This window comes from Corallococcus exiguus, from assembly GCF_009909105.1.
Taxonomy (GTDB): domain Bacteria; phylum Myxococcota; class Myxococcia; order Myxococcales; family Myxococcaceae; genus Corallococcus; species Corallococcus exiguus.
On the sequence record NZ_JAAAPK010000004.1, the window covers coordinates 463451 to 483669 of the forward strand.

The window sequence follows — 20219 nt, forward strand, 5'->3', positions numbered from 1 at the left end:
CGGGCTTCAATCCACGCATGCCTCGCGAGCCGGGCGGCGCCGTGCACCCGGAAAAACGCTTCAACCGAAGCTGGACGGAGTCATTCCCGCGGTGCCACCCGCGAGGGGTTTGTAGGGGAAATAGAGGTTTCGCACGAAGCGGGTGAACAGGTGCTCCTCGTTCCACCGCTGGCGGGCCATGCCGTACACGCCGGGGGCGCGCAGGTCGTGCGCGGAGACGCCGGTGACGAACTCGCGTTCGCTGTAGATGGCGAAGACCTCGTCCACCGCCGCGCGGCTTCGGTAGGTGCGGAGCATCGTGCGGTAGATGAGCTCGCTCTCCTTCTGGGTGAAGGCCAGCCCCTGGATGGCGTGCGCCATCTCGTGGAAGACCAGGTACTGCTCCGACTCCAGCCGGTCCTGCTTCAGCGCGATTCGTGCTCGGGGCCAGTCCGGATGATCCCAGAACAGGCCCGCGGCCTGGGGGGACACGGCGCGGGGATAGCCGTACTTCGCCAGCGTGTGCCCGGGGGGAATCAGCTCCAGCGTCAGGGGCCGCGCGGCCTCCAGGCGGGCGATGAGCTGGAGGTTCCCGGCGAGCTGCCGGATGATCTCCTCCTGCACTCGCTTCACCTGCGTCGCCGAGGCGCCGTACGGCTTGAGCTCCAGCTTCGCGCTCACATACGCGCGGGCGCGCGCGGGGCCTTCCGCGGGGGGACGGCCTCCGCGTGACTCGAAGACGTCGCCTCCCTCCAGCAGGGGGAAGGCGCTCAACGGTTGTTTGAGCCCGACCTCCGCCGCCAGTGGGGTGACGTCCGGCGTGGAGCCGTCCAGTGTCTCGTAGCGCTCCGGGGTCATGGGCTCAGGAGCAGGTCTTCGCCTGCTGCTTGCAGGAGTCGGTGCAGGCCGGCGTCTGCGTATCGAGGGCGAGCCGCTCCGCGTTGCCCTGCACGGAGTCCGGCGGCTGCCTCGATGCGGGCCGGCCGCGCGGCTGGCAACTGTTGAGACACGCGTCGTACTGGGCACGGCAGGACGGCGTCATGTTCGACGTGTCGAGCGTCGCGCAGCTGGTCAGCAGGGACAGGGCGGCCGCGAAGAGGGTGATGCCACGGACGAGGTTCATGCCTGGAGTCTAGTCGGTATGCCCAGGCCCTGCGCTCGTGGGTGGAGTCCGCATCCGGGAGAAAAGGGACATGCCCTCGGACTACCTCGCGACGCGCGCCCGGCGTGTCCTGCCCAGCGCCCAGGCCGCCCATAGCAGGACTCCCGCCACGGAGACGCCAGGGGCCGCGCCGCAGCCGCCCGCGTTGCCTTGTCCGCCCGGCTCCCCTGGACCGCCTGGAACCTGCGGCTCCAAGGGCATGGAGACAGGCGCCCCGCCCATGCGCGGGGCGGTCGGGTTGCCCAAGGTCAGTTCCCCGTAGCGCTGGATGAGCCGCAGCCGCGCGGCATCGAACGCGGCGCCGTCATCCGGCACCTGCCATGCATTGGGAATCAGCTCCCGCGCCACCTGGTGCGCGAAGGCCGGGTCGCCCGCGTCGCTCACCGCCTTGAGCCACTCATAGTCCTGCATGCCCTGACGGATGAGCTTCAGGCGCAGGGAGGCCACCGGCACGTCCGTCCGTCCGCCGATGATCGCGGGCGTGCCCGGGTAGAACAGCGTCCCGTCCCCGTTGCCATCGAAGTGGTACTGGTCCGTCCACGCAGAGGGGAGCATGCCCGCGGTCTCGTAGTACAGCTCGCCCTTGCAGCCGAAGAGGAAGGACAGCCACTCCATCGCGCGGGCCTTCGTCGCGGGGCGGTCCACCATGTACGACGGCCAGCCCGCCCCCGGCTGGTTCTGCGGCACGGAGACGCTGGGCGAGCAGCCGTGGATCATACAACTTTGATACATCCACAACTCCGTTCCGGGCCGCGAGAGGAACTCCACGTACGTCCCGGTCTGGTTCCCCACGAAGCCTGGATCCGTGCCCTCCAGGTGGTTCACCATCGGAACCATGATGTCCACCAGGGGCACCAGGCCGGTGGGCTTCAGTTGGCTGGCGTTCGTCGTCAGCATGGTGCGAAGGCCGGGCGCGGCCTGCCGCACCAGCGTTCCGGCGGCTTGCACCTGCTCGTAGCTGATCCAGATGGGCGGCTCGTCGCCAATCAGCGCGAAGGCCCGGTTCAGCCAGCCGCGCTCGCGCATGTGCCCGGTGAAGGCCGACAGGCCGCCAGCGGTGAGGGGCCCTGTGTATTCCAGGCTCGTCATCCGCGCGCCGGGCAGCCGCGTGGGCGCGGTGCCATCCAGGCTGGACCCCCACGTCGCGTCGAAGTCGCTCCATGCCTTGGGTCCGGACCCGCGCAGGTAGAGCCGGGGCTGCGTGATGCGGTGCTCCAGCGCCATCTGCTGGTAGCGCACGAGGAACGGTTGCAGTTCCTCGTGCGAGCAGTCCGCCCGGCCCAGATGCGCGAGGCACACCTGGGCCGGCGACAGCGAAAACGCCGAGGCCAGTGAGGAAGTGCTCGGCATCACCGCTTCCACCACCGTCAGCCTCGCGGTCACCTGCCGCTGGAAGCCGCCTTCCGCCTCCACCGTCACCGTGCCCGTGTAGTCGCCGGGGGGCGCGTCCCCGGGCACGTGCACGTCCACCCAGACGGCTCGCGCCTCGCGCGCGGGCACATCGAAGGGGAAGGCATTGCGTTGCTCCCTGGCGATTTCGTCCGTGTCCGGCACCAGCCCGTCCGGCCAGCGCCCCACTGGCTGCCCGGGCTCGGAACCCTGCCGCGTGGTGATGTACGCCTGCCGGTACAGCGTCACGTCCGGCCCCGTCAGCGTCGCGGGCCCCTCCAGCGCGGGCAGGCGGGCTCGCACGCCTCGCAGGCCCCGGTCCCCGCCGTGCAACGCCACCTGGAAGGAGACGAACTCATTGCGCGCGGCGGTGAGTCGTACCTCGGTGCTGCTTCCTGGCACGGTGTTGTCGGGACGGACCTTCACCATCATCCCTTCGCCCCACACCACCGGCTCCGCCGCGAACACCGGCCAGGCCGCGGACAACGCCAGCCAGCCGAGGCCACACTGTCGAAGTGCCAGCATGGGGAATGGATGCGCACGGGCCGTGTGCGGCTCCAGCCTCCCGGCTGTCCCGTCATCCGGGCCCACCAGCGCTCCCAGGCTCGGATGCCGGAGGGCGGCGCCATGGGCAGACACGAGCGGCCATCGACGGCTTGCTTCCACGTCTGGTCGAGTAAGGTGCGCGCTTCGCATGACGGCGCGAGGCCTGGGGAGACTTCCGGTGGATGGCAGGGAATGGCGGGTGCGGGTCCTGGGGCTGGCGCAGCTGTGCGGCCCCGACGGTCAACGCGTGAGGTTGGAGCGGCGCACCGCGGCGCTGCTGGCGTGGCTGGCATTGCAGGGTCCCTCGCCCAAGTTCGCGCTCGCGTCCCTCCTGTGGCCGGATTCGCCGCCCACGACCGTGCGAAGCAACCTGCGGCAGTTGCTGCGCCGCCTGCGAGTCGCCACGGAGGATGCGCCCCTGGTGGAGGGCGACGCCGAACGGCTGGCATTGGTCTCGCCCTCGTCCGTGGACGCCGCGGGCCTCAAGGCCGCCACGGAGGCCCGTGCCCATGCGGAGGCCCTGGCGTGTGTGGACGCCGAAGGCAACACGTTGCTGGCGGGCTTCGACTTCGATGACTGTCCGGAGCTCGCGCGCTGGCTGGACGGCGCCCGCGCGGGCATCGAAGGATGGGTTCGCGAGGCGCGCGAGGCCCGCATCGCCCAGCTCACCGCCGCGGGCGATTGGGCCGCCGCCCTGGGGCTCGCGCAGGCGTGGGCGCGGCAGGAGCCCGAATCCGAACAGGCCGGCCGCCACCTCATCCGGCTGCACTACCTGCAGGGTGACCGGGGCGCCGCGCTCGCGACCTTCGAACACCTGCGCGACGTGCTGGACCGGGAGCTGGGCGTCACCCCCATGCCGGAGACGCTCGCGCTGGTGCGGGAGGTGGAGCAGTCCCCGCCGCGCTCACGCTCCGTTCCGGGCGCTCGGCCTTCGCTGCCTCTTTCAGTGCTGCGTCCTCCGGTGCTGGTGGGCCGGGACACGGCGTGGCGGCAGTTGGAAGCCGGCTGGGAGGCAGGCCAGTTGCTGTTCATCTCCGGTGAGCCCGGCAGCGGCAAGACGCGGCTCGCGGAGGAGTTCGCGGCCACGCAGGGCCGCTGGGGGCGCATCGAGGCGCGAGCGGGAGACCGGGACGTGCCGTTCGCCTCCCAGGCGCGCGCCTTCCGCACGCAGCTGCGGCGCTGGCCGGACGTGAAGCTGCCGGACTGGGTGCGCACCGAGCTGTCGCGCATCCTCCCGGAGCTGGGAGACGCGCGGCTGCTGCCGCCCCTGGCCTCCGAGGCCGGCACGTTGCGCTTCTACGACGCCATCGTGGCGGCGCTCCAACTGCTTCACGAGCACGAGGACATCAGCGTCGCGGACGACGTGCAGTACTGGGACGCGGCCAGCGCCAGGGCCTTCACCTTCGCGCTCTCCCGGCTGGCCGACACGGCCCCTCCAGGCGCACGCAGCCTGCGCTTCATCGACTGCTATCGCCGGGGCGAATTGTCGCCCGAGACGCGGATGCACGTGGCAGGGCTCGTCGAGGCGGGACTGGCGCGCGTCGTGGAGGTGGACGCGCTGACGGACGAGGACGTGAAGCGCATGGTGGCGGGCATGGGACTGCCGGGCGCGGAGGCGCACCTGGATGCCCTGGCCCGCTACACGGGCGGCAATCCCCTGTACGTCGTGGAGACGCTGAAGCACCTGCTGGAGACGGACTCGTTGCACCGTGAATGGCCCCAACGGCTGCCGCCTCCAGGGCGCGTGGGCCCCCTCATCCAGCGGCGCCTGGAGGGGCTGTCCCCGCTGGCGCTCCAGTGCGCGCGGCTCGCGGCGCTGGCGGGGGCCTTCTTCCGGACCTCGCTCGTGGCCGGGGGACTCCAGGTGATGCAGGCGGAGGCGCATGAGGCGCTCGCGGAGCTGGAGGCGGCCCAGGTGCTGATGGGCGAGCGCTTCAGCCACGACCTGGTGATGGAGGCGGTCCTGGCTGGAATGGGCCCCGGCGAGGAGCGCGTGCTGCACGCCCGGCTCGCCACGGTGTTCGAGGAGGACGGCGCCCCTTCCATCCTCCTGGCGCATCACTGGCTCGGAGCTGGACGGACGGAGCGAGCACTGCCTCACCTGCTGGCGTCCGCTCGCTCCGATGAACAGGTCCTGCCGCCCGAACTGGCGGCGGAGCATTACGCGCGCGCCGCGTCCCTCATGCTGTCGCTGGGACAGCACGAGGACGCCGTGCAGGCGCGGGCCGCCGAGGCGCGCTGCCGGCTCCAGGCCACCTCCGCGGGAGTCCTCACCCCTGGGCCAGCAGCAGGCCCAGGCGCTCGCGGTCGCCGCGGCTGAGCTTCAAATCCGGCTCAGGCGCAGTAGTACGTCGGGGCCAGCTCCAGCACGCGCTGCTCCGCGAGGGGAGAGAGCGCGCGCAGGCGGGAGAGGAAGAGGGGGGCCTTCATTCCCATCCCGATGAAACCCCAGACATACGAACGCTCCTGGGACTCGGACAACTGCTGGCGTTCGGTGGGCGTGAACGTGCGCCCCACCGCCTTCTCCAGCGTCTGGAGGTCCAGCGCGAGCTGCGCGTTCAGGGTGCCACGCAGCGCCTGGAGCAGCTCCGAGTATTCAGTCAGGGCCGCGTCCAGGGTTTCGGGCGCCTGGGCGAGGATCTTCTGGGCCTCCAGGAAGTCCAGCCGGGTGTGCTGTGCCTCTTCCAGCCAGTGGTGCTTGAGCAGGTTGCAGAACAGCGGATCCAGCGTCTCGTCTTTGTTTCCGCGAACCGTCTCCTGGTAGTGCTGCTGCGTCATCAGCTCCATGTGCAGGTTGAAGATCAGCACGCCCAGGTTCGACTTCGCCATGATGGCCCGGGCCACCTCCACCTGGTTGTCGAGCAGGGCAGGGGCGACCTTGAAGCCCTTCGCGAACGCGCCGGTGAAGCGCGCGAAGAGCTGCTGGTGCTTCAGCTCCTCCTCGGTGAAGCGCAACAGCGCCCGCATGTGCGTCGCGTTCCCGTGAAGCTCCAGGCCGGCGCGCTGGGCGGCCAGGGCGACGGCGTACTCCTCCAGGAACAGGAACAGGTGCGCGTAGCTGTTGGAGCGGATGTGATTCAACATCAGCCGCTCCTCCGCGCTCAGGAAGGGAATGTCTTCCGTGCCGGTCAGCGCATCCGAAAGGAACCGGTGGCTGAAGTCGAGCACGGTGTCCTTGGGCAACAGCTCATCCAGACGCCAGGACACCCGTTCGGAACTCTGGATACAGGACTGGTACTCCGGGGTTTGATTGAGCATTGATGAATCAAACGGGTTTTCCCAGCCTTGGGTCAATGGTTGGGACTTCAATCCTACTCACCGCGGCGGGTCATTCCTGCCTGGGATTGGGTGGGAGTGTTCACCCCTGGGCCAGCAACAGGCCCAGGCGCTCGCGGTAGCCGCGGCTGAGCTTCAGCGTGGTGCGGTCGCGCAGGATGACCTGGTATTCGCCATGGAGCAGCGGGCGCAGCTCCTGGACCCGCTGGAGGTTGACGAGCGTGGAGCGGTGGATGCGCACGAAGCGCTCTGGATCCAACCGGGCCTCCAGCTCCCGCATGGGCTGGCGCAGGAGGTGGCTGCGCTCGCCCACGTGCACCTGGACGTAGTTGTCCTCCGCCGCCATCCAGTCCACGTCGTCCACGGCGAGCAGCGTCACCCGTCCCACCTCGCGGATGACCAGCCGGTCCAGGTAGCGCGGGGCAGGGGAGGGGACGGGCAAGGTCCTCACGAGGCCCGCCAGCTGACGCACGAGTTGCTGGAGGCGCCCCCTGCGCACGTGCTCCTTCGCCCGGCCCAGCACCTGGGCGAAGCGCTCGGGGACCCGGGGCTTGAGGAGGCAGTCCAGCGCGCCGGCCTCGAAGGCGCGCAGCGCGTGTTCCTCCTTCGCGGTCATCAGGACGACGGCGCCGGCACACGCGCTTCCCGCCTCGTGCAATACCTGGAAGCCGTCCAGGTCCTCCAGGTCCACGTCCAGGAAGAGGATGTCCACGGGCTCGCGCCGCAGCGATTCCACGGCGGCGCTTCCCTCCGAGTGGACCGCCGCGACATGCACGTCCGCATCCGCCTCCAGCAGCGGCAGCACGAGCCGCCGCGTTTCGGATGCGCCTTCCACCACCCCCACCCGGATGGGCACGGACTCGAACAACGCTTCTTGAAGCTCCATCGTCTTCCCCCACTCCTCAATGCCAGCTCACCCCTGCCCTGGAGCGCTTCGTCCCATGCAGGGAGCGGCTCACGGCAGGGCGGTGGTATGACCTGACCAGCAGCTTCTGATGGCAGGCGTGACCGCGGCGTGACGGGTGTCCAGACTCCCGGGTCTGGACACACCTGCCCGTTCCGGCGGCTTGTACCTGGGTGGGATTGGGCAGGACTGGAGGGGTGGGCTAGGAAGTCGCCATGCCCAGAAACCTTGTTCTGCCTTTGTTCGCGCTGCTCGCGTTCGTCGGCTGTACCCACCAGGTGCGGCCGAGCCCCGCGCCCATGTCCAACGCGGGGACGCCTCTGGCGCTTCGCGCGCGCTACTTCATCTCGCCCGAGCAGAAGGCGCTCATCGATTCGGGCAAATACTTCGCCCTGGGCTTCACGCAAACCTGGGACATCTACATCGGCGAGGCCCTCACCCGAAGCTTCCCGCAGATGATGGGCACCGTCTTCCAGTCCGTCCAGGAGGCGTCCAGCCCCGACGACCTGGGTGACGCGGATGTGCTCATCATCCCGGAGATCCAATTCTTCAGCGTCCACGCCGGTGGCTTCGTGTCGGAGCTGAAGCTGACGGTCCACTCCAAGGGAGGCCAGGACTCCGTCTCGATGCGCGACCTGTTCGAGGGCGCGTCCCAGAAGAGCAAGGGGGCCTCCGCGTGGCTGCGCGGGGGCGCCAGCGGCGAGGAAACCCTGGGGCAGTCCGCCGCGTTCGCCTTCGAGGACGTGATGCCCAAGGTCGCCACGCGCCTGCGTGAGGTCTTCGCCAAGGCCCAGGCGAAGGCGTCCCCGGGCGTGCTCTGACCCCAAGCGCCAACATCAACGAACACCTGAGGGCCCGGAACCAACCGTTCCGGGCCCTTTGTTTTTCCCAGACACGCTAACGCGCTGCGTATTGAGACCCCGGAATCCGGGGCCTACAAGGTTCCTTGTTGTCAAAGTGCCAATAGGCGCTGGAGGCCGTGCATGAGACTGCGATGGAGCCGTACGTGGGCGTGTCCGAGTTCCCTGGTCCTCTTCCTGATCAGTGCCGGGGCTGCCGCCAATCCCCTGCCGCTGCTGGAGACCACGGCGGTGCGGTCGCCATTCGTGGCGGCCTGCAATGGGAAGCCGGACTCAACGCCGTTGCCGGTGGATCCGCGCACGCTGGTGGTGCCGGGCGTCAACAAGCCAGGGGCCGCGGTCCAGTTCAACGCGTACTGGGTGGACCTGCACAATCCCCCGGCGCCGTTCGTCTCCACGCTGCCGCCCAATCCCACGACGTGCGGTGAGTTCCGCGCGAGCGTGGCCCGGGGGCGCAACAACATCGAGACGCGCGCCTACTTCCAGCCGTTCACCACCTCGCTCGCCTACTACAACCTCTACCTGCTCTGGGGCTTCCTCATCCGCCCCTCGGATTTCGACGAGCAGGTCATCAAGCGTTACGGCATGGCGAAGGCGCCGTTCCGCAATCCCTATCCGCTGCCGTGGGAGAACCCCAACCTCACCAACGGCGGCAGCGGCCAGCTCCCCCTGGGGCTCGTGCAGGAGAAGGACTCGAACGGGCGCTATACGGGCGCCATCAGCTCCAGTTGCTCGGGGTGCCACGACTCGCGGCTGGGGACCGAACAGGAGGCCGGCTTCGTGTGGGGGCGCACGAACGACGCGCTGGACGCGGGGTTGATCCAGTCCGACTTCTTCCGCTCGACGGGCGTGGGCACCGTGCTGCAGCTGGCGCCCGTGCCGTGGAGCGTGGGGCGCGGCACCAGTGACGCCATCGGAATCGTGGACCTGCTGCCCGCGCTCTTCGACATGGACTCGCTCGCGCTGGCGCCCAGCCTGCTCGAATACTTCCCCTCCCACGCGGGCGGCCAGTCCCGCGCGCCCAGCTGGTGGCACCGCGCCTTCAAGACGCGGCAGTTCTGGGATGGCGCCCTCACGTCCGACAACGTCCGCTCGGAGATGGCCTTCAGCATCGCGAACCTGGGGCGCACGCCCGCGCAGCGCCGGGCGATGACCGTCGAGTTCGAGGACAACGACAACTTCTTCATCTCGATGTCACCCCCCACGTACCCCAAGACGGTCAACACCGCGCTCGCCGAGCAGGGCGCGGTGCTCTTCCACGAGAGGGACCTGTGGGCCAACGGCGCCAACGCCAACATCCCCAAGGCGCCGGGCAACGGCTCCTGCGCGTCCTGCCACGGCGTCTATTCGCCGCGCCATGCCGCGGACCCGGCGTACCTGCCCGACCCGCGCCTCAAGGGCGTGGCGGGCGTGATTACGCCCATTGAGACCATCCGCACGGACCCCGCGCGCAAGGACCTGATGGCGGACATCCGCAAGCGCAAGGCCTGGAACTCGTCCTTCCTGGCCTACAACGACGAGGCCCCCAACCACGGCCCCTTCTACGACGACATCATCACCAGCGCCCTGCGGCGCGTGCCGCGCAGCGCGTATGACAACGGCCTGGGCCCCGTCTATTCACCCCTGGGGCCCAACGAGTGGCTCAGCCCGTTCGGCTACATCGCGCCGCCGCTCTATGGCGCGTGGGCCTCCGCGCCGTTCTTCCACAACGGCAGCGTGCCCACCCTCTGGGACGTGCTGAAGCCGGCGGACCGGCCGTCGGTGTGGAAGCGCCTGCAGACCTCCGCCAACATCCTGGGGACCAACGCGGGCTACGACGCGAGCTACGCGTCCTATGACTTCGGGAAGCTGGGGTGGAAGGTGTCGTCGCTGCCCTGCGCCAACTCCCCGTCCAACGACCCGTTCATCCCGTGCAGCGAGGAGATGGCGACGGCTGACGTGCTCTTCGCGAACATCGCGAACCTGGTCGCCAACTACAACTCGCTCGCCTACCAGTCGCCACCGCCCATCACCCAGAAGCAGATCCGCTCCCGGATGATCTTCAACACCCACTTCTACGGCATGGGCAACGAGGGGCATGACTTCACCCAGTCGCTCACCGACCCGGAGCGCTGGGCCCTCATCGAATACATGAAGACGCTGTAATCAGAGGGGAGGGGGCGCGGAAAGGGTCCGCGCCCCCTGGCCCGTCACAGGAAGCGGCGGAAGAGGTCCAGCTTCCCCGTGTAGGGCGGGTAGCGCAGCTTCATGTCCAGGATGAACGGCCGCTTCACCACGCTCTTCTTGTGGCTGAAGGCGTCGAAGCTGGACTGGCCGTGGTAGCCGCCCAGGCCAGACTCGCCCACGCCGCCGAAGGGCATCCCTTCCGCGGCGAAGTGGACGCACACGTCGTTGGTGACGGCGCCGCCGCTGGACGTCTCCGCGAGCACGCGCTCGTTCACCGCGGCGTCCCGCGCGAAGGTGTAGAGCGCGAGAGGTTTCGGGCGGGCGCGCACGAAGCGGATGGCGTCGTCGACGTTCGCGCAGTCGACCAGCGGGAGCAGGGGGCCGAAGATCTCCTCCTGCATCAGCGGGCTTGTCAGCGGCGCGTCGGTGATGACGGTAGGGGCGAAGAAGCGGCTGGCTGCGTCGCGCTCTCCACCGAAGGCAATCGTCCCATGGGACGCGAGTGAGCTGACGCGCTCGAAGTGACGGGCGTTGACGATGCGGCCGTAGTCGGCGCTCGCGCTCGCGTCGTCGCCGTAGAAGCTCCGCACGGCCTTCTGGACCAGCGCCGTGAAGCGGTCCTGGAGGTCGGAAGGGATGAGCACGTAGTCCGGCGCGATGCAGGTCTGCCCGGCGTTGACGTACTTGCCCCAGGCGATGCGGCGCGCGGTGACCTCCAGGTCCGCGCTCCGGTCGACGATGCAGGGGCTCTTGCCGCCCAATTCCAGGACGGTGGGCGTCAGGTGCCGGGCCGCCGCTTCAGCGACGGTCCGGCCCACCTGCGGGCCTCCGGTGAAGAAGATGAGGTCCCACCGCTCGTCGAGCAGCGCGCGGCTCTCCTCCACGCCGCCCTCCACGACGGAGACGACCTCGGGCGGGAACGCCTCGCCCAGCATCTTCGCGAGCACGCGCGAGGTCGCTGGCGCGTGCTCACTGGGCTTCAACACTGCGGTGCAGCCCGCGGCGAGCGCCCCGATGAGCGGCGCCAGCGACAGCTGATAGGGATAGTTCCAGGGCGCGATGATGAGCGTCACGCCCAGGGGCTCCGCGTACTGCCAGGCCTTCGCCGGTTGGATGACGAGCGGCGCGGAGCCCTTGCGGGGCTCCATCCAGGCCTTCACGTGCTTGAGGGCCGTCTTCAGCTCGCCATAGATGCTGCCCACCTCCGTCAGGTAGGCCTCCTCCGGGCTCTTCGAGAGGTCTGCCTTGAGGGCTGCCAGGATGGCCTCCTCATGCCTGCGAGCCGCCGTTTCGAGCGCCCGCAGCTGCTCCTGCCGCCATTTCAGCGGGAGCGTGACGCGGGTTTCGAAACAGGCGCGCTGCCTTGAAACGAGTTCCTTCACGTCATGCTCCCGCTGATTCCTCATGGGGCGACCTCTTGTGTGGGTGAGGGGTTTACTCGAGCAGCTCTCCGCGCTCCGCCTTCGCGACCAGGGACGCGGGCGGCAGGAAGTGCTTCCCGTAGCGCTCCGCCAACTGGCGCGCGCGGGTGACAAAGCCGCGCGGCCCCGTGCCGGAGGGGCCTTCGTAGCCGTTGATGTACTGCACCACGCCGCCCGTCCACGGCGGGAAGCCGATGCCCAGGATGGAGCCCACGTTCGCGTCCGCGGCCGAGCGCAGCACGCCCTCGTCGAAGCAGCGCACCGTGTCGATGGCCTCCGCGAAGAGCATCCGCTCCTTCATGTCCTCGAAGGGGATGGTGTGCCCGGGCTTCGTGTAGTGCTGCGCCAGCCCCGGCCAGAGGTTCGTCCGCTTGCCGTCCGCGTAGTCGTAGAACCCGCCGCCCGTGGAGCGGCCCTTGCGCCCGTGCTGATCGATGAGCGCGTCCATCACCGCGTAGCTGCCGTGGTCCACCCACGGCTGGCCCGCGGCCACCACGGCCGCCTTCGTCTCCTGGCGGATCTTCCGGGGCAGCGTCAGCGTCAATTCGTCCACCAGCTGGAGCGGGGCGGCGGGGTAGCCCGCCTGGAGTCCCGCCTGCTCGATGGACGCGGGCGCGATGCCCTCGCCCACCATGGCGATGGCCTCGTTGAGGAACGTGCCGATGACGCGGCTGGTGAAGAAGCCCCGGCTGTCATTGACGACGATGGGCGTCTTGCCAATCTGCACCGCGATGTCGATGGCCTTCGCCAGCGTCGCGTCACTCGTCTGCTTCCCGGCGATGAGCTCCAGCAGCGGCATCTTGTCCACGGGGGAGAAGAAGTGCATGCCGACGAAGTCCGGCGGCCGCGTCACGCCCTCCGCGAGCAGGCTGATGGGCAGGGTGGAGGTGTTGGACCCCAGCACCGCGTCCGGCGCCACCACGCCTTGAATCTCCTGGAAGACCTTGTGCTTGAGCTTCACGTCCTCGAACACCGCTTCGATGACCAGGTCGCAGCCCGCGAGCGCGGCCGGGTCCTCCGCGGGGGTGATGCGCGCCAGCAGCGCGTCGCCCTTCTCCTTCGTGACGGAGCCCTTGGAGACGGCCTTCTCCACCAGCTTGACGGAGTAGCCCTTGCCCTTCTCCGCGGCGGCCAGGGTCACGTCCTTGAGCACCACGTCGATGCCGGCCTTGGCGCACACGTAGGCGATGCCCGCGCCCATCATGCCCGCGCCCAGCACGCCCACCTTCTTCGCGGTGTGCTGCGGGAAGCCCTTGGGGCGGCCGCCGCCGGAGTTGATGTGCTGCATGTCGAAGAAGAACGCCTGCATCATGTTCTTCGCGACCTGACCGACGACGAGCTCCGTGAAGTAGCGCGACTCGATGGTGAACGCGGTGTCCACGTCCACCTGCGTGCTCTCCACCGCCACCGCCATGATGGCGCGCGGCGCGGGCATGTTCGTGCCCTTGAGCTGCTTGCGCAGGTTGGCGGGGAAGGCGGGCAGGTTCGCCGCGAACGCCGGGTGGGAAGGCGTGCCGCCGGGAATCTTGTAGCCCTTCTGGTCCCACGGCTGCTGCGCCTTCGGGTTCGCCTTCACCCACGCCTTCGCCGCGGGCAGGAGCGCGTCCACGGAAGGCACCACCTCATGCACCAGCCCCAGCTCCTTCGCCTCCTGTGGGCGGTAGCGCTGGCCCTGGAGCAGCACCTTCATCAGCGCGTCCGTGATGCCCAGCATGCGCACCGTGCGCACCACGCCGCCGCCGCCGGGCAGCAGGCCCAGCGTCACCTCCGGCAGGCCCACCACCGCGCCCTTCACGTCCGCGAGGATGCGGTGGTGACACGCGAGGGCGATCTCCAGCCCGCCGCCCAGCGCCGCGCCGTTGATGGCCGCGACCACGGGCTTGCCCAGGGTCTCCAGCGCGCGCAGCTGCGCCTTGATCTCCTGGCCCAGGTCGAAGACCTGCTTCGCTTCGCTCTTCTTGACGTTGCGCAGGTCGTTGAGGTCGCCGCCCGCGAAGAAGGTCTTCTTCGCGGAGGTGATGACGACGCCGGTGATGCTGTCCTTCTCCTTCACCAGCCGGTCCACCGCCGCGCGCATGGACTTCACGTAGGCGGCGTTCATGGTGTTGGCGGACTGGGAGGGGTCGTCCATCGTCAAGACGACGATGCCGTCCGCGTCCTGTTCCCAGCGCAGGGTGTTCTGTTCGCTCATGGTGTTCGCTCGAAAGTCTTTGAAAGGGGAGGGAAGGGTCAGACGCGCTCGACGAGGGTGGCCACACCCATGCCGCCGCCGACGCACAGGGTGACGACCGCGCGGCGTGCATTGCGCCGCTCCAGTTCATCCACCACGGTTCCAAGAATCATGGCGCCGGTGGCACCCAGCGGGTGCCCCATGGCGATGGCGCCGCCGTTGACGTTGAGCTTCTCGTCCGGGATGTCCAGGTCCTTCTGGTACTTGAGGACCACGGAGGCGAAGGCCTCGTTGAGCTCGAAGAGGTCGATGTCCTTCACCGACAGGCCGGCGATGTCCAGCAGCTTGCGGGTGGCCGGCAGCGGGCCGGTGAGCATGATGGTCGGCTCCGCGCCGGAGGTGGCCACGGCGGCGATGCGCGCGCGAGGCTTGAGGCCCAGCGTCTTGCCCACCTTCTCCGAGCCCACCAGCACCAGCGCCGCGCCGTCCACGATGCCGGAGGAGTTGCCCGGCGTGTGCACGTGATGGATGCGCTCCACCGCGTGGTACTTCTGGAGCGCCACCGCGTCGAAGCCGCCCATCTCACCCATGGTGGTGAAGGACGCGCTCAGCTGGCCCAGCGAGGCCACGGTGGAGTCCGGGCGCATGTGCTCATCGCGGTCCAGGATGATGAGCCCGTTCTGGTCCACCACGGGGACGACGGACTTCTGGAAGTAGCCGTTCTTCCACGCGTGGGCGGCGCGCTCCTGCGAGCGCACGGCGTAGCGGTCCACGTCCTCGCGGGTGAAGCCCTCCATGGTCGCGATGAGGTCCGCGGAGATGCCCTGCGGCACGAAGTAGGTGTCGTAGTTGGTGGCGGGGTCCATGGCCCACGCGCCGCCGTCCGAGCCCATGGCGACGCGGGACATGCTCTCCACGCCGCCGGCGATGACCAGGTGCTCCCAGCCGGAGCGCACCTGCTGCGCGGCCATGTTCACCGCCGTCAGGCCGGAGGCACAGAAGCGGTTGAGCTGCACGCCGCCGGTGGTGTCCGGCAGGCCCGCGGCCAGCACCAGCGTGCGCGCGATGTCCGCGCCCTGGTCGCCCACGGGGGACACGACGCCCAGCACCACGTCGTCGATGTGCTTCGGGTCCAGGTTCGGGTTGCGCTGCTTGAGCGCGTCCACCAGGCCGACGAGCAGCGACACCGGCTTGGTGCCGTGCAGGGCGCCCTTCTTGCCCTTGCCGCGAGGGGTACGGACGGCGTCGAAGATGAATGCTTCCTGGCTCACGGGGAGCCTCCTTGTGAGAAGGGAGGGGCTACAGGGACCGGGCGACGAGCTCCTTCATGACCTCGTTCGCGCCGGCGAAGATTCGCAGGACGCGGGTGTCCGCGAACAGATGGGCGATGGGGTATTCCTTCATATACCCGTACCCGCCGAACAGCTGGAGGCAGCGGTCCACTACCAGGCAGGCCTGGTCGGACACCCAGTATTTCGCCATGGCCGCCGTTGTCACATCGAGTCTGCCTTCCAGGTGGGACGCGACGCAGTCATCCACGAAGGTGCGGCAGACCCGCTGGAGGGTGGCGCACTCCGCCAGCTCGAAGCGCGTGTTCTGCAGGGCGAAGAGCGGCTTGCCGAAGACGTGGCGCTGCTTCGTGTAATCGACCGTGAGCTGGACCGCGCGCTCCAGGCTCGCCACCGCGATGATGGCCGTGGTCAGCCGCTCCTGGGGCAGCTGCTGCATGAGCTGGGCGAAGCCCCGGCCCTCCTCGCCTCCCAGCAGGTTGACGGCGGGGACGCGCAGGTCGTCGAAGAAGAGCTCGGTGGTGTCCTGTCCCTTGCCCCCCAGCTTGTCGAGGATGCGGCCGCGCTGGAAGCCGGGCGTCGTGTCGGAGACCTCCGCGCACAAGAGGGAGATGCCCGCGTGGCCCGGCTGCCCGGTGCGCACGACGATGATGATGAAGTCGCACACGTGGCCGTTGGAGATGAACGTCTTCGCGCCGCTCACCCGGTAGAAGTCGCCTTCACGCACCGCGCGGGTGGAGATGGCCTGGAGGTCGGAGCCCGTCCCCGGCTCGGTCATGGCGATGGCGCCCACCCACTCGCCGCTGGCCAGACGGGGCAGCCATTTCTCCTTCTGGGCCTCCGACGCGTAGGCGAGCAGGTAGTGCGCGACGATGGCGCAGTGGACGGGGAAGCCCATGGATGGGTCCCCGGCGCGGATCTGCTCCTCGATGAGGACCGCCTCGTGCGCGAACGTGCCGCCCACGCCGCCGTAGGCCTCCGGGATGGACATGCACAGGAGGCCCAGCTCTCCGGCGCGGCGGTAGAGCGCCTTGTCCGGGTAGCCCTGCTCCACGTGCTTGGGCAGGTTGGGGAGGACCTCCTTCGTGAAGTAGGTGGCCGCGAGCGTGCGCACCTGCTCGACGTCATCCGTGCTCCACCGGGGACGTGCCGTCGTCATGATGTCTGTCTCCTAGAGTCCGAAGGTCTTGCCGATGATGTCGCGCTGGATTTCGCTGGTGCCGCCGTAGACGGTGGAGATGACCGTGGCGCGCAGGTGCGACTCCATGTCGTATTCGGTGGCGTAGCCGTAGCCGCCCATCATCTGCATGCCCTCCAGGGCCACGCGCTTGGCGGTCTCCGTCGTCTTGAGCTTCGCCATGGAGGCCTCGCGGGGGAGCATCCGGTCCGGGTGCTCGTCCGCCATGGCCGCCACGCGGTAGACGAGCAGCTCGCAGCAATCCAGCTCCGTGGCCAGGTCCGCGATGCGGTGCTTGAGCGCCTGGAAGGAGCCGACGGCGCGGCCGAACTGCTTGCGCTCCTTCACGTAGGCGACGGCGTCGTCGAACGCGCGCCGGCCCCGGCCCAGCATGGACGCGGCGAGCAGGAGCCGCTCGCTGTTGAGCCCCGCCATCAGCTGGGGCCACGCCTGGTCCACGAGGCCGACCACGGAGGACTCCGGCAGGAAGCAGTCCGTGAAGAAGACGTCGTTGACCTCCTTGCCGCCCATCGTGGGGATGCCGCGGATCTCCATGCCGGGCGTGCCCGCGGAGACGCAGAACATGGTGAGGCCTTCATGCCGCGAACCCACGGAGTTCGTGCGTGCCACGAGCAGCACGTGGTCCGCGAAGTGCGCGTTGGAGCACCAGGTCTTCTGTCCGTTGACCACGAAGCCCCCGTGCGTCCGGACCGCGCGGCAGGTGATGGCTGCGGCGTCCGAGCCGGCCCCGGGTTCGGAGATGGAGATGGCCTCCACCCGGCCGCGTGCGATGCCTCCGAGGATTGTCTCCTTCTGCACCGGGGTCCCGAACTTCGCGTAGGGGCCTGCCGCCACCGCGGTGGTGATGTAGCCGCCTACCGGCGCGAGCCCGTACGCGGTCCGCTCCGCGAAGAGGCACATGTCGGACATGCCTCCGCCGGAGCCGCCGTACTCCGTGGGGATGCCCACGCCCAGCCAGCCCAGCTCGGCCATTTGGGCGTAGAGGCCGGGGGCGTGGGCCTCCGTGCCGTTATGGGTCAGCGCGTCCCGCTGCGCGCGCGTGCCCGTCCTGGCGCGGCAGAACGCGTCGATGGCATCCGCGAACGAGGCTTGCTCCGGGGTTCTCACATGCATGGCGGTTCTCCGAAGGGGCGTCAGGCGTTCGCGTAGAGCGCGGCGATGCGTTCGGCGTACTGCGCGAGCAGCACGCGGCGCTTGAGCTTGAGGGTGACCGTCAGCTCTCCCGTCACCGGGGACCATGCTTCCGGGACGACGTGGAAGCGTTTGATCTGCTCGGAACGGGAGAGGCGGACGTTGGCCGCGGCGACGAGGGATTCCAGCTCGGCCTGGACGGTGGGGTCTCGCGCGAGCTCCTCCAGCGACACCGAGGACAGGCCCCGGGCCTTGGCCCAGAGCGGCGCGGCCTCCGGATCCAAGGAGACGAGCGCCGTCACGTAGGGGTGGCCGTCGCCAATCGCGATGGCCTGGGCCACCAGCGGGTGGGCGCGCAGCATGCCTTCGAGCTTGGAGGGGGCGATGTTCTTCCCGCTCGACGTGATGATCAGCTCCTTCTTGCGGTCGGTGATGCTGAGGAATCCGTCCGCGTCGAGCGTGCCGATGTCGCCAGTGGCGAGCCAGCCGTCCGCGTCCGTCGCGCGGGCAATCTGGCCGTCCGCCGCGAGGTAGCCCATGAACACCACCGGACCGCGCACGAAGATTTCCCCGTCCAACGCCAGCTTGAGTTGGAGCCCGGGGATGGGCCGCCCCACGGAGCCGACTCGGAAGTCGGTGGGAGTGTTGATGGTGGCGCAGCCGGTGGTCTCGCTCATGCCCCAGACCTCCAGCACCTGGATGCCGAAGCCGCCCAGGTATTCGAGGATGTCCACGGGGATGGGCGCGGAGCCGCTGCTCGTCCAATGCAACGCATCCAGGCCCATGGACTTGCGCAGCGGTTCGAGCACGCGCGCTTCGGCGTCCGCGGCCTTTTGCTGGACCTCCGGCGGCACGGCCCTGCCAGAGCCGCGCAGCCGGAAGGACTCCAGCGCGGCGGCGTGGGCGGCGAGCAGGGGCTCACGCTGGGCGGAGGGGAGCGCGTCCACCTTCAAGCGCAGGCTCGACGCGAGCTTCTCCCAGAGGCGCGGCACGCCGAAGAACGCGGGCGCTCGCGAGCGGGCCAACAGCGGCACCACGCCCGTGGGGTCCGTGCACAGGTGCATGTGCAGTGCTTTGTAGAGCGCTCGGTACAGCCCCAGCTCGCGCTCCGCCACATGCGCCAGCGGGAGATAGGCGATGGAGGGGACGCGCATCGGCACGGGGACGCACTGGTCCACCGCGACGGCTTCATAGAAGGCGTTGAGGTGGCTCAGCACCACGCCCTTGGGGTCGCCGGTGGTGCCGGAGGTGTACATCATCGCCAGCGGATCCTCCGGGCGGATGTCCTTCCAGGCGTCCTCGAAGGACTGGGGGTTGGCCTCGTGGAGGGCGCGGCCTTCGGCCTCGAGCTCCGCGAAGGAGATGAACCGCGAGTCCCCGCGTGGAAGGGCGGAGGCGTCCACGACGACGATGCGCTTGAGGGCGGGGAGCGATTCGAGCACCGGCCACCACCGGGACAGCTCGTCCGCGCCCTCCAGCACCACCACCGTGGCCGCGCTGTGCCGGGCGACGTAGCCCACCTGTTCGGTGCTCAGGGTCTGGTACGCGGTACAGGAGATGGCGCCCAGGTGGGCCGCCGCATAGTCGATGATCCAATGCTCCGGCCGGCCGGACATCATGATCATCATCCGCTCGCCCCGCTTCAGCCCCAGCACGCAGAGCCCGCGGGTCATCGCGGCGGTGCGCTGACGCAGCTGGCTCCAGGTGAGGGTGCTGTTCCCGGAGGTGAGGGCGGGCGCGTCCGCGTATTCCGTGGCGTTGCGCTGAAGGAGGCGCGGCAGCGTGAGCTGGGCCGCGAGGGACAGGCACTGCGCTTCCAGGTTCGCGTCAAACGCACCCATGGACACACCTCCGCCAGGTCAAAGGACAATCAGGTTGTCTGTCGTGCTTCCTCTTCAGGGATCGACGTACAGGTCGAGCGCTACATCCGGGCCGCCGCCGTAGCGGCTGAAATCAGTGACGCCTTCCGCGCGCAGGACGTCCTCGTCGATGAAGGTCTGTCCGGTGCACTCGCGCGGCGGGCGCTGGAGGATGGCCACGGCCGCGTCCGCCATGATTTCCGGCGAGCGGGCCCGCTCCATGGAAGCGTCCCCGCCGAGCAGGTTCTTCACGGCGGCGGTGGCGATGAGCGTGCGAGGCCAGAGCGCGTTCGCGCCAATGCCGGCGTCCGCCAGCTCCGCCGCCCAGCCGAGCGTGAGCAGCGTCATGCCGTACTTGGCCATCGTGTACGCCGGGTGCAGTCCCATCCAGTGGGGCGCCAGGTTCACAGGTGGGGACAACGAAAGGATGTGCGCGTGGGACGAGCGCCGCAGGTGCGGCAGCGCCGTGCGCGTCAGCAGGAATGTCCCGCGCAGTTGAATCTGCTGCATCAGGTCGAAGCGCTTGAGCGGGAGCTCTTCGGTCTTGAGCGGGGCCAGGGCGCTCGCGTTGTTGAGGCAGAAGTCGATGCCGCCGAAGCGCGCCACTGTTTCGTCCACGGCGCGCTGCACGTCCGCTTCGTCCCGCACATCGCCCACCACCGCGAGCGCCTTGCCGCCCGCGGCTTCAATCTCCGCGGCGGCCGTGTGGACCGTGCCCGGCAGACGCGGGTCCGGCGTGCCCGTCTTCGCCAGGAGCGCGACGTTGGCGCCCAGCCGTCCGGCCGCGACACCGATGGCCAGCCCGATGCCACGGCTTCCGCCGGACATGAGCAGCGTGCGTCCGCTGAGCGGGCCCGGACCGGCCATCG

General features: G+C 69.3%; 15 protein-coding genes. 3 read left to right on the plus strand and 12 right to left on the minus strand.

All coding sequences use genetic code 11. The features are described 5' to 3' along the window. Nucleotides 1–60 precede the first annotated feature (60 nt). The 3 genes from GTZ93_RS18030 to GTZ93_RS18040 all read right to left on the minus strand — a co-directional run bounded on the left by GTZ93_RS18030 (nt 61) and on the right by GTZ93_RS18040 (nt 3055). Nucleotides 61–837: a hypothetical protein gene (locus GTZ93_RS18030; RefSeq protein ID WP_139914892.1), complete on the minus strand. Its 777-nt coding sequence runs from the start codon at nt 835–837 to the stop codon at nt 61–63. Nucleotides 838–841: 4 nt separating this feature from the next. After that, complete coding sequence (locus GTZ93_RS18035) at nt 842–1102, minus strand: hypothetical protein (protein WP_139914891.1); 261 nt, start codon at nt 1100–1102, stop codon at nt 842–844. 81 nt (nt 1103–1183) lie between these two features. Beyond that, nucleotides 1184–3055 carry a DUF4091 domain-containing protein gene (locus tag GTZ93_RS18040; protein WP_139914890.1) on the minus strand — a complete coding sequence of 624 codons (1872 nt, stop codon included), beginning with the start codon at nt 3053–3055 and terminating at the stop codon, nt 1184–1186. Between the two features lie 169 nt (nt 3056–3224). On the opposite strand from GTZ93_RS18040, the gene GTZ93_RS18045 reads away from it, so the two are divergent. Beyond that, nucleotides 3225–5396, plus strand: a complete 2172-nt coding sequence (locus GTZ93_RS18045; protein ID WP_167548170.1) for an ATP-binding protein — start codon at nt 3225–3227, stop codon at nt 5394–5396. 14 nt (nt 5397–5410) lie between these two features. Here GTZ93_RS18045 and GTZ93_RS18050 read toward each other — a convergent pair whose 3' ends face one another. Further along, nucleotides 5411–6334: a hypothetical protein gene (locus GTZ93_RS18050; protein WP_139914889.1), complete on the minus strand. Its 924-nt coding sequence runs from the start codon at nt 6332–6334 to the stop codon at nt 5411–5413. A gap of 100 nt (nt 6335–6434) precedes the next feature. Continuing rightward, nucleotides 6435–7238, minus strand: coding sequence for a LytR/AlgR family response regulator transcription factor (locus GTZ93_RS18055; RefSeq protein WP_139914888.1), 804 nt, complete (start codon nt 7236–7238; stop codon nt 6435–6437). A gap of 233 nt (nt 7239–7471) precedes the next feature. On the opposite strand from GTZ93_RS18055, the gene GTZ93_RS18060 reads away from it, so the two are divergent. Beyond that, complete coding sequence (locus GTZ93_RS18060; protein ID WP_139914887.1) at nt 7472–8077, plus strand: hypothetical protein; 606 nt, start codon at nt 7472–7474, stop codon at nt 8075–8077. Nucleotides 8078–8239: 162 nt separating this feature from the next. Next, complete coding sequence (gene roxA / locus GTZ93_RS18065) at nt 8240–10261, plus strand: rubber dioxygenase RoxA (RefSeq protein WP_139914886.1); 2022 nt, start codon at nt 8240–8242, stop codon at nt 10259–10261. A 44-nt stretch (nt 10262–10305) separates the two neighbouring features. On the opposite strand, the gene GTZ93_RS18070 is transcribed toward roxA, so the two are convergent. Genes GTZ93_RS18070 through GTZ93_RS18100 form a run of 7 tightly spaced genes read right to left on the minus strand, consistent with a single transcriptional unit; the run spans nt 10306 to nt 20217 of the window. After that, nucleotides 10306–11688: an aldehyde dehydrogenase family protein gene (locus GTZ93_RS18070; RefSeq protein WP_139914885.1), complete on the minus strand. Its 1383-nt coding sequence runs from the start codon at nt 11686–11688 to the stop codon at nt 10306–10308. A gap of 28 nt (nt 11689–11716) precedes the next feature. Next, complete coding sequence (locus GTZ93_RS18075; protein ID WP_139914884.1) at nt 11717–13894, minus strand: 3-hydroxyacyl-CoA dehydrogenase NAD-binding domain-containing protein; 2178 nt, start codon at nt 13892–13894, stop codon at nt 11717–11719. Between the two features lie 38 nt (nt 13895–13932). Continuing rightward, the gene (locus GTZ93_RS18080) at nt 13933–15144 is read right to left on the minus strand and encodes an acetyl-CoA C-acetyltransferase (RefSeq protein WP_121776216.1); all 1212 of its coding nucleotides are present in this window, start codon (nt 15142–15144) and stop codon (nt 13933–13935) included. A 28-nt stretch (nt 15145–15172) separates the two neighbouring features. Beyond that, nucleotides 15173–16321 carry an acyl-CoA dehydrogenase family protein gene (locus GTZ93_RS18085; RefSeq protein WP_139914883.1) on the minus strand — a complete coding sequence of 383 codons (1149 nt, stop codon included), beginning with the start codon at nt 16319–16321 and terminating at the stop codon, nt 15173–15175. Nucleotides 16322–16333: 12 nt separating this feature from the next. Beyond that, nucleotides 16334–17473 (minus strand): acyl-CoA dehydrogenase family protein, encoded by a 1140-nt coding sequence (locus GTZ93_RS18090; RefSeq protein ID WP_120578053.1) that lies wholly within the window; start codon nt 17471–17473, stop codon nt 16334–16336. 20 nt (nt 17474–17493) lie between these two features. Next, nucleotides 17494–19332: an AMP-dependent synthetase/ligase gene (locus GTZ93_RS18095; RefSeq protein WP_139914882.1), complete on the minus strand. Its 1839-nt coding sequence runs from the start codon at nt 19330–19332 to the stop codon at nt 17494–17496. A gap of 54 nt (nt 19333–19386) precedes the next feature. After that, a complete protein-coding gene (locus GTZ93_RS18100; protein ID WP_139914881.1) occupies nt 19387–20217 on the minus strand; it encodes an SDR family oxidoreductase in 831 nt (276 codons plus the stop codon). Between the last annotated feature and the right edge of the window lie 2 nt (nt 20218–20219).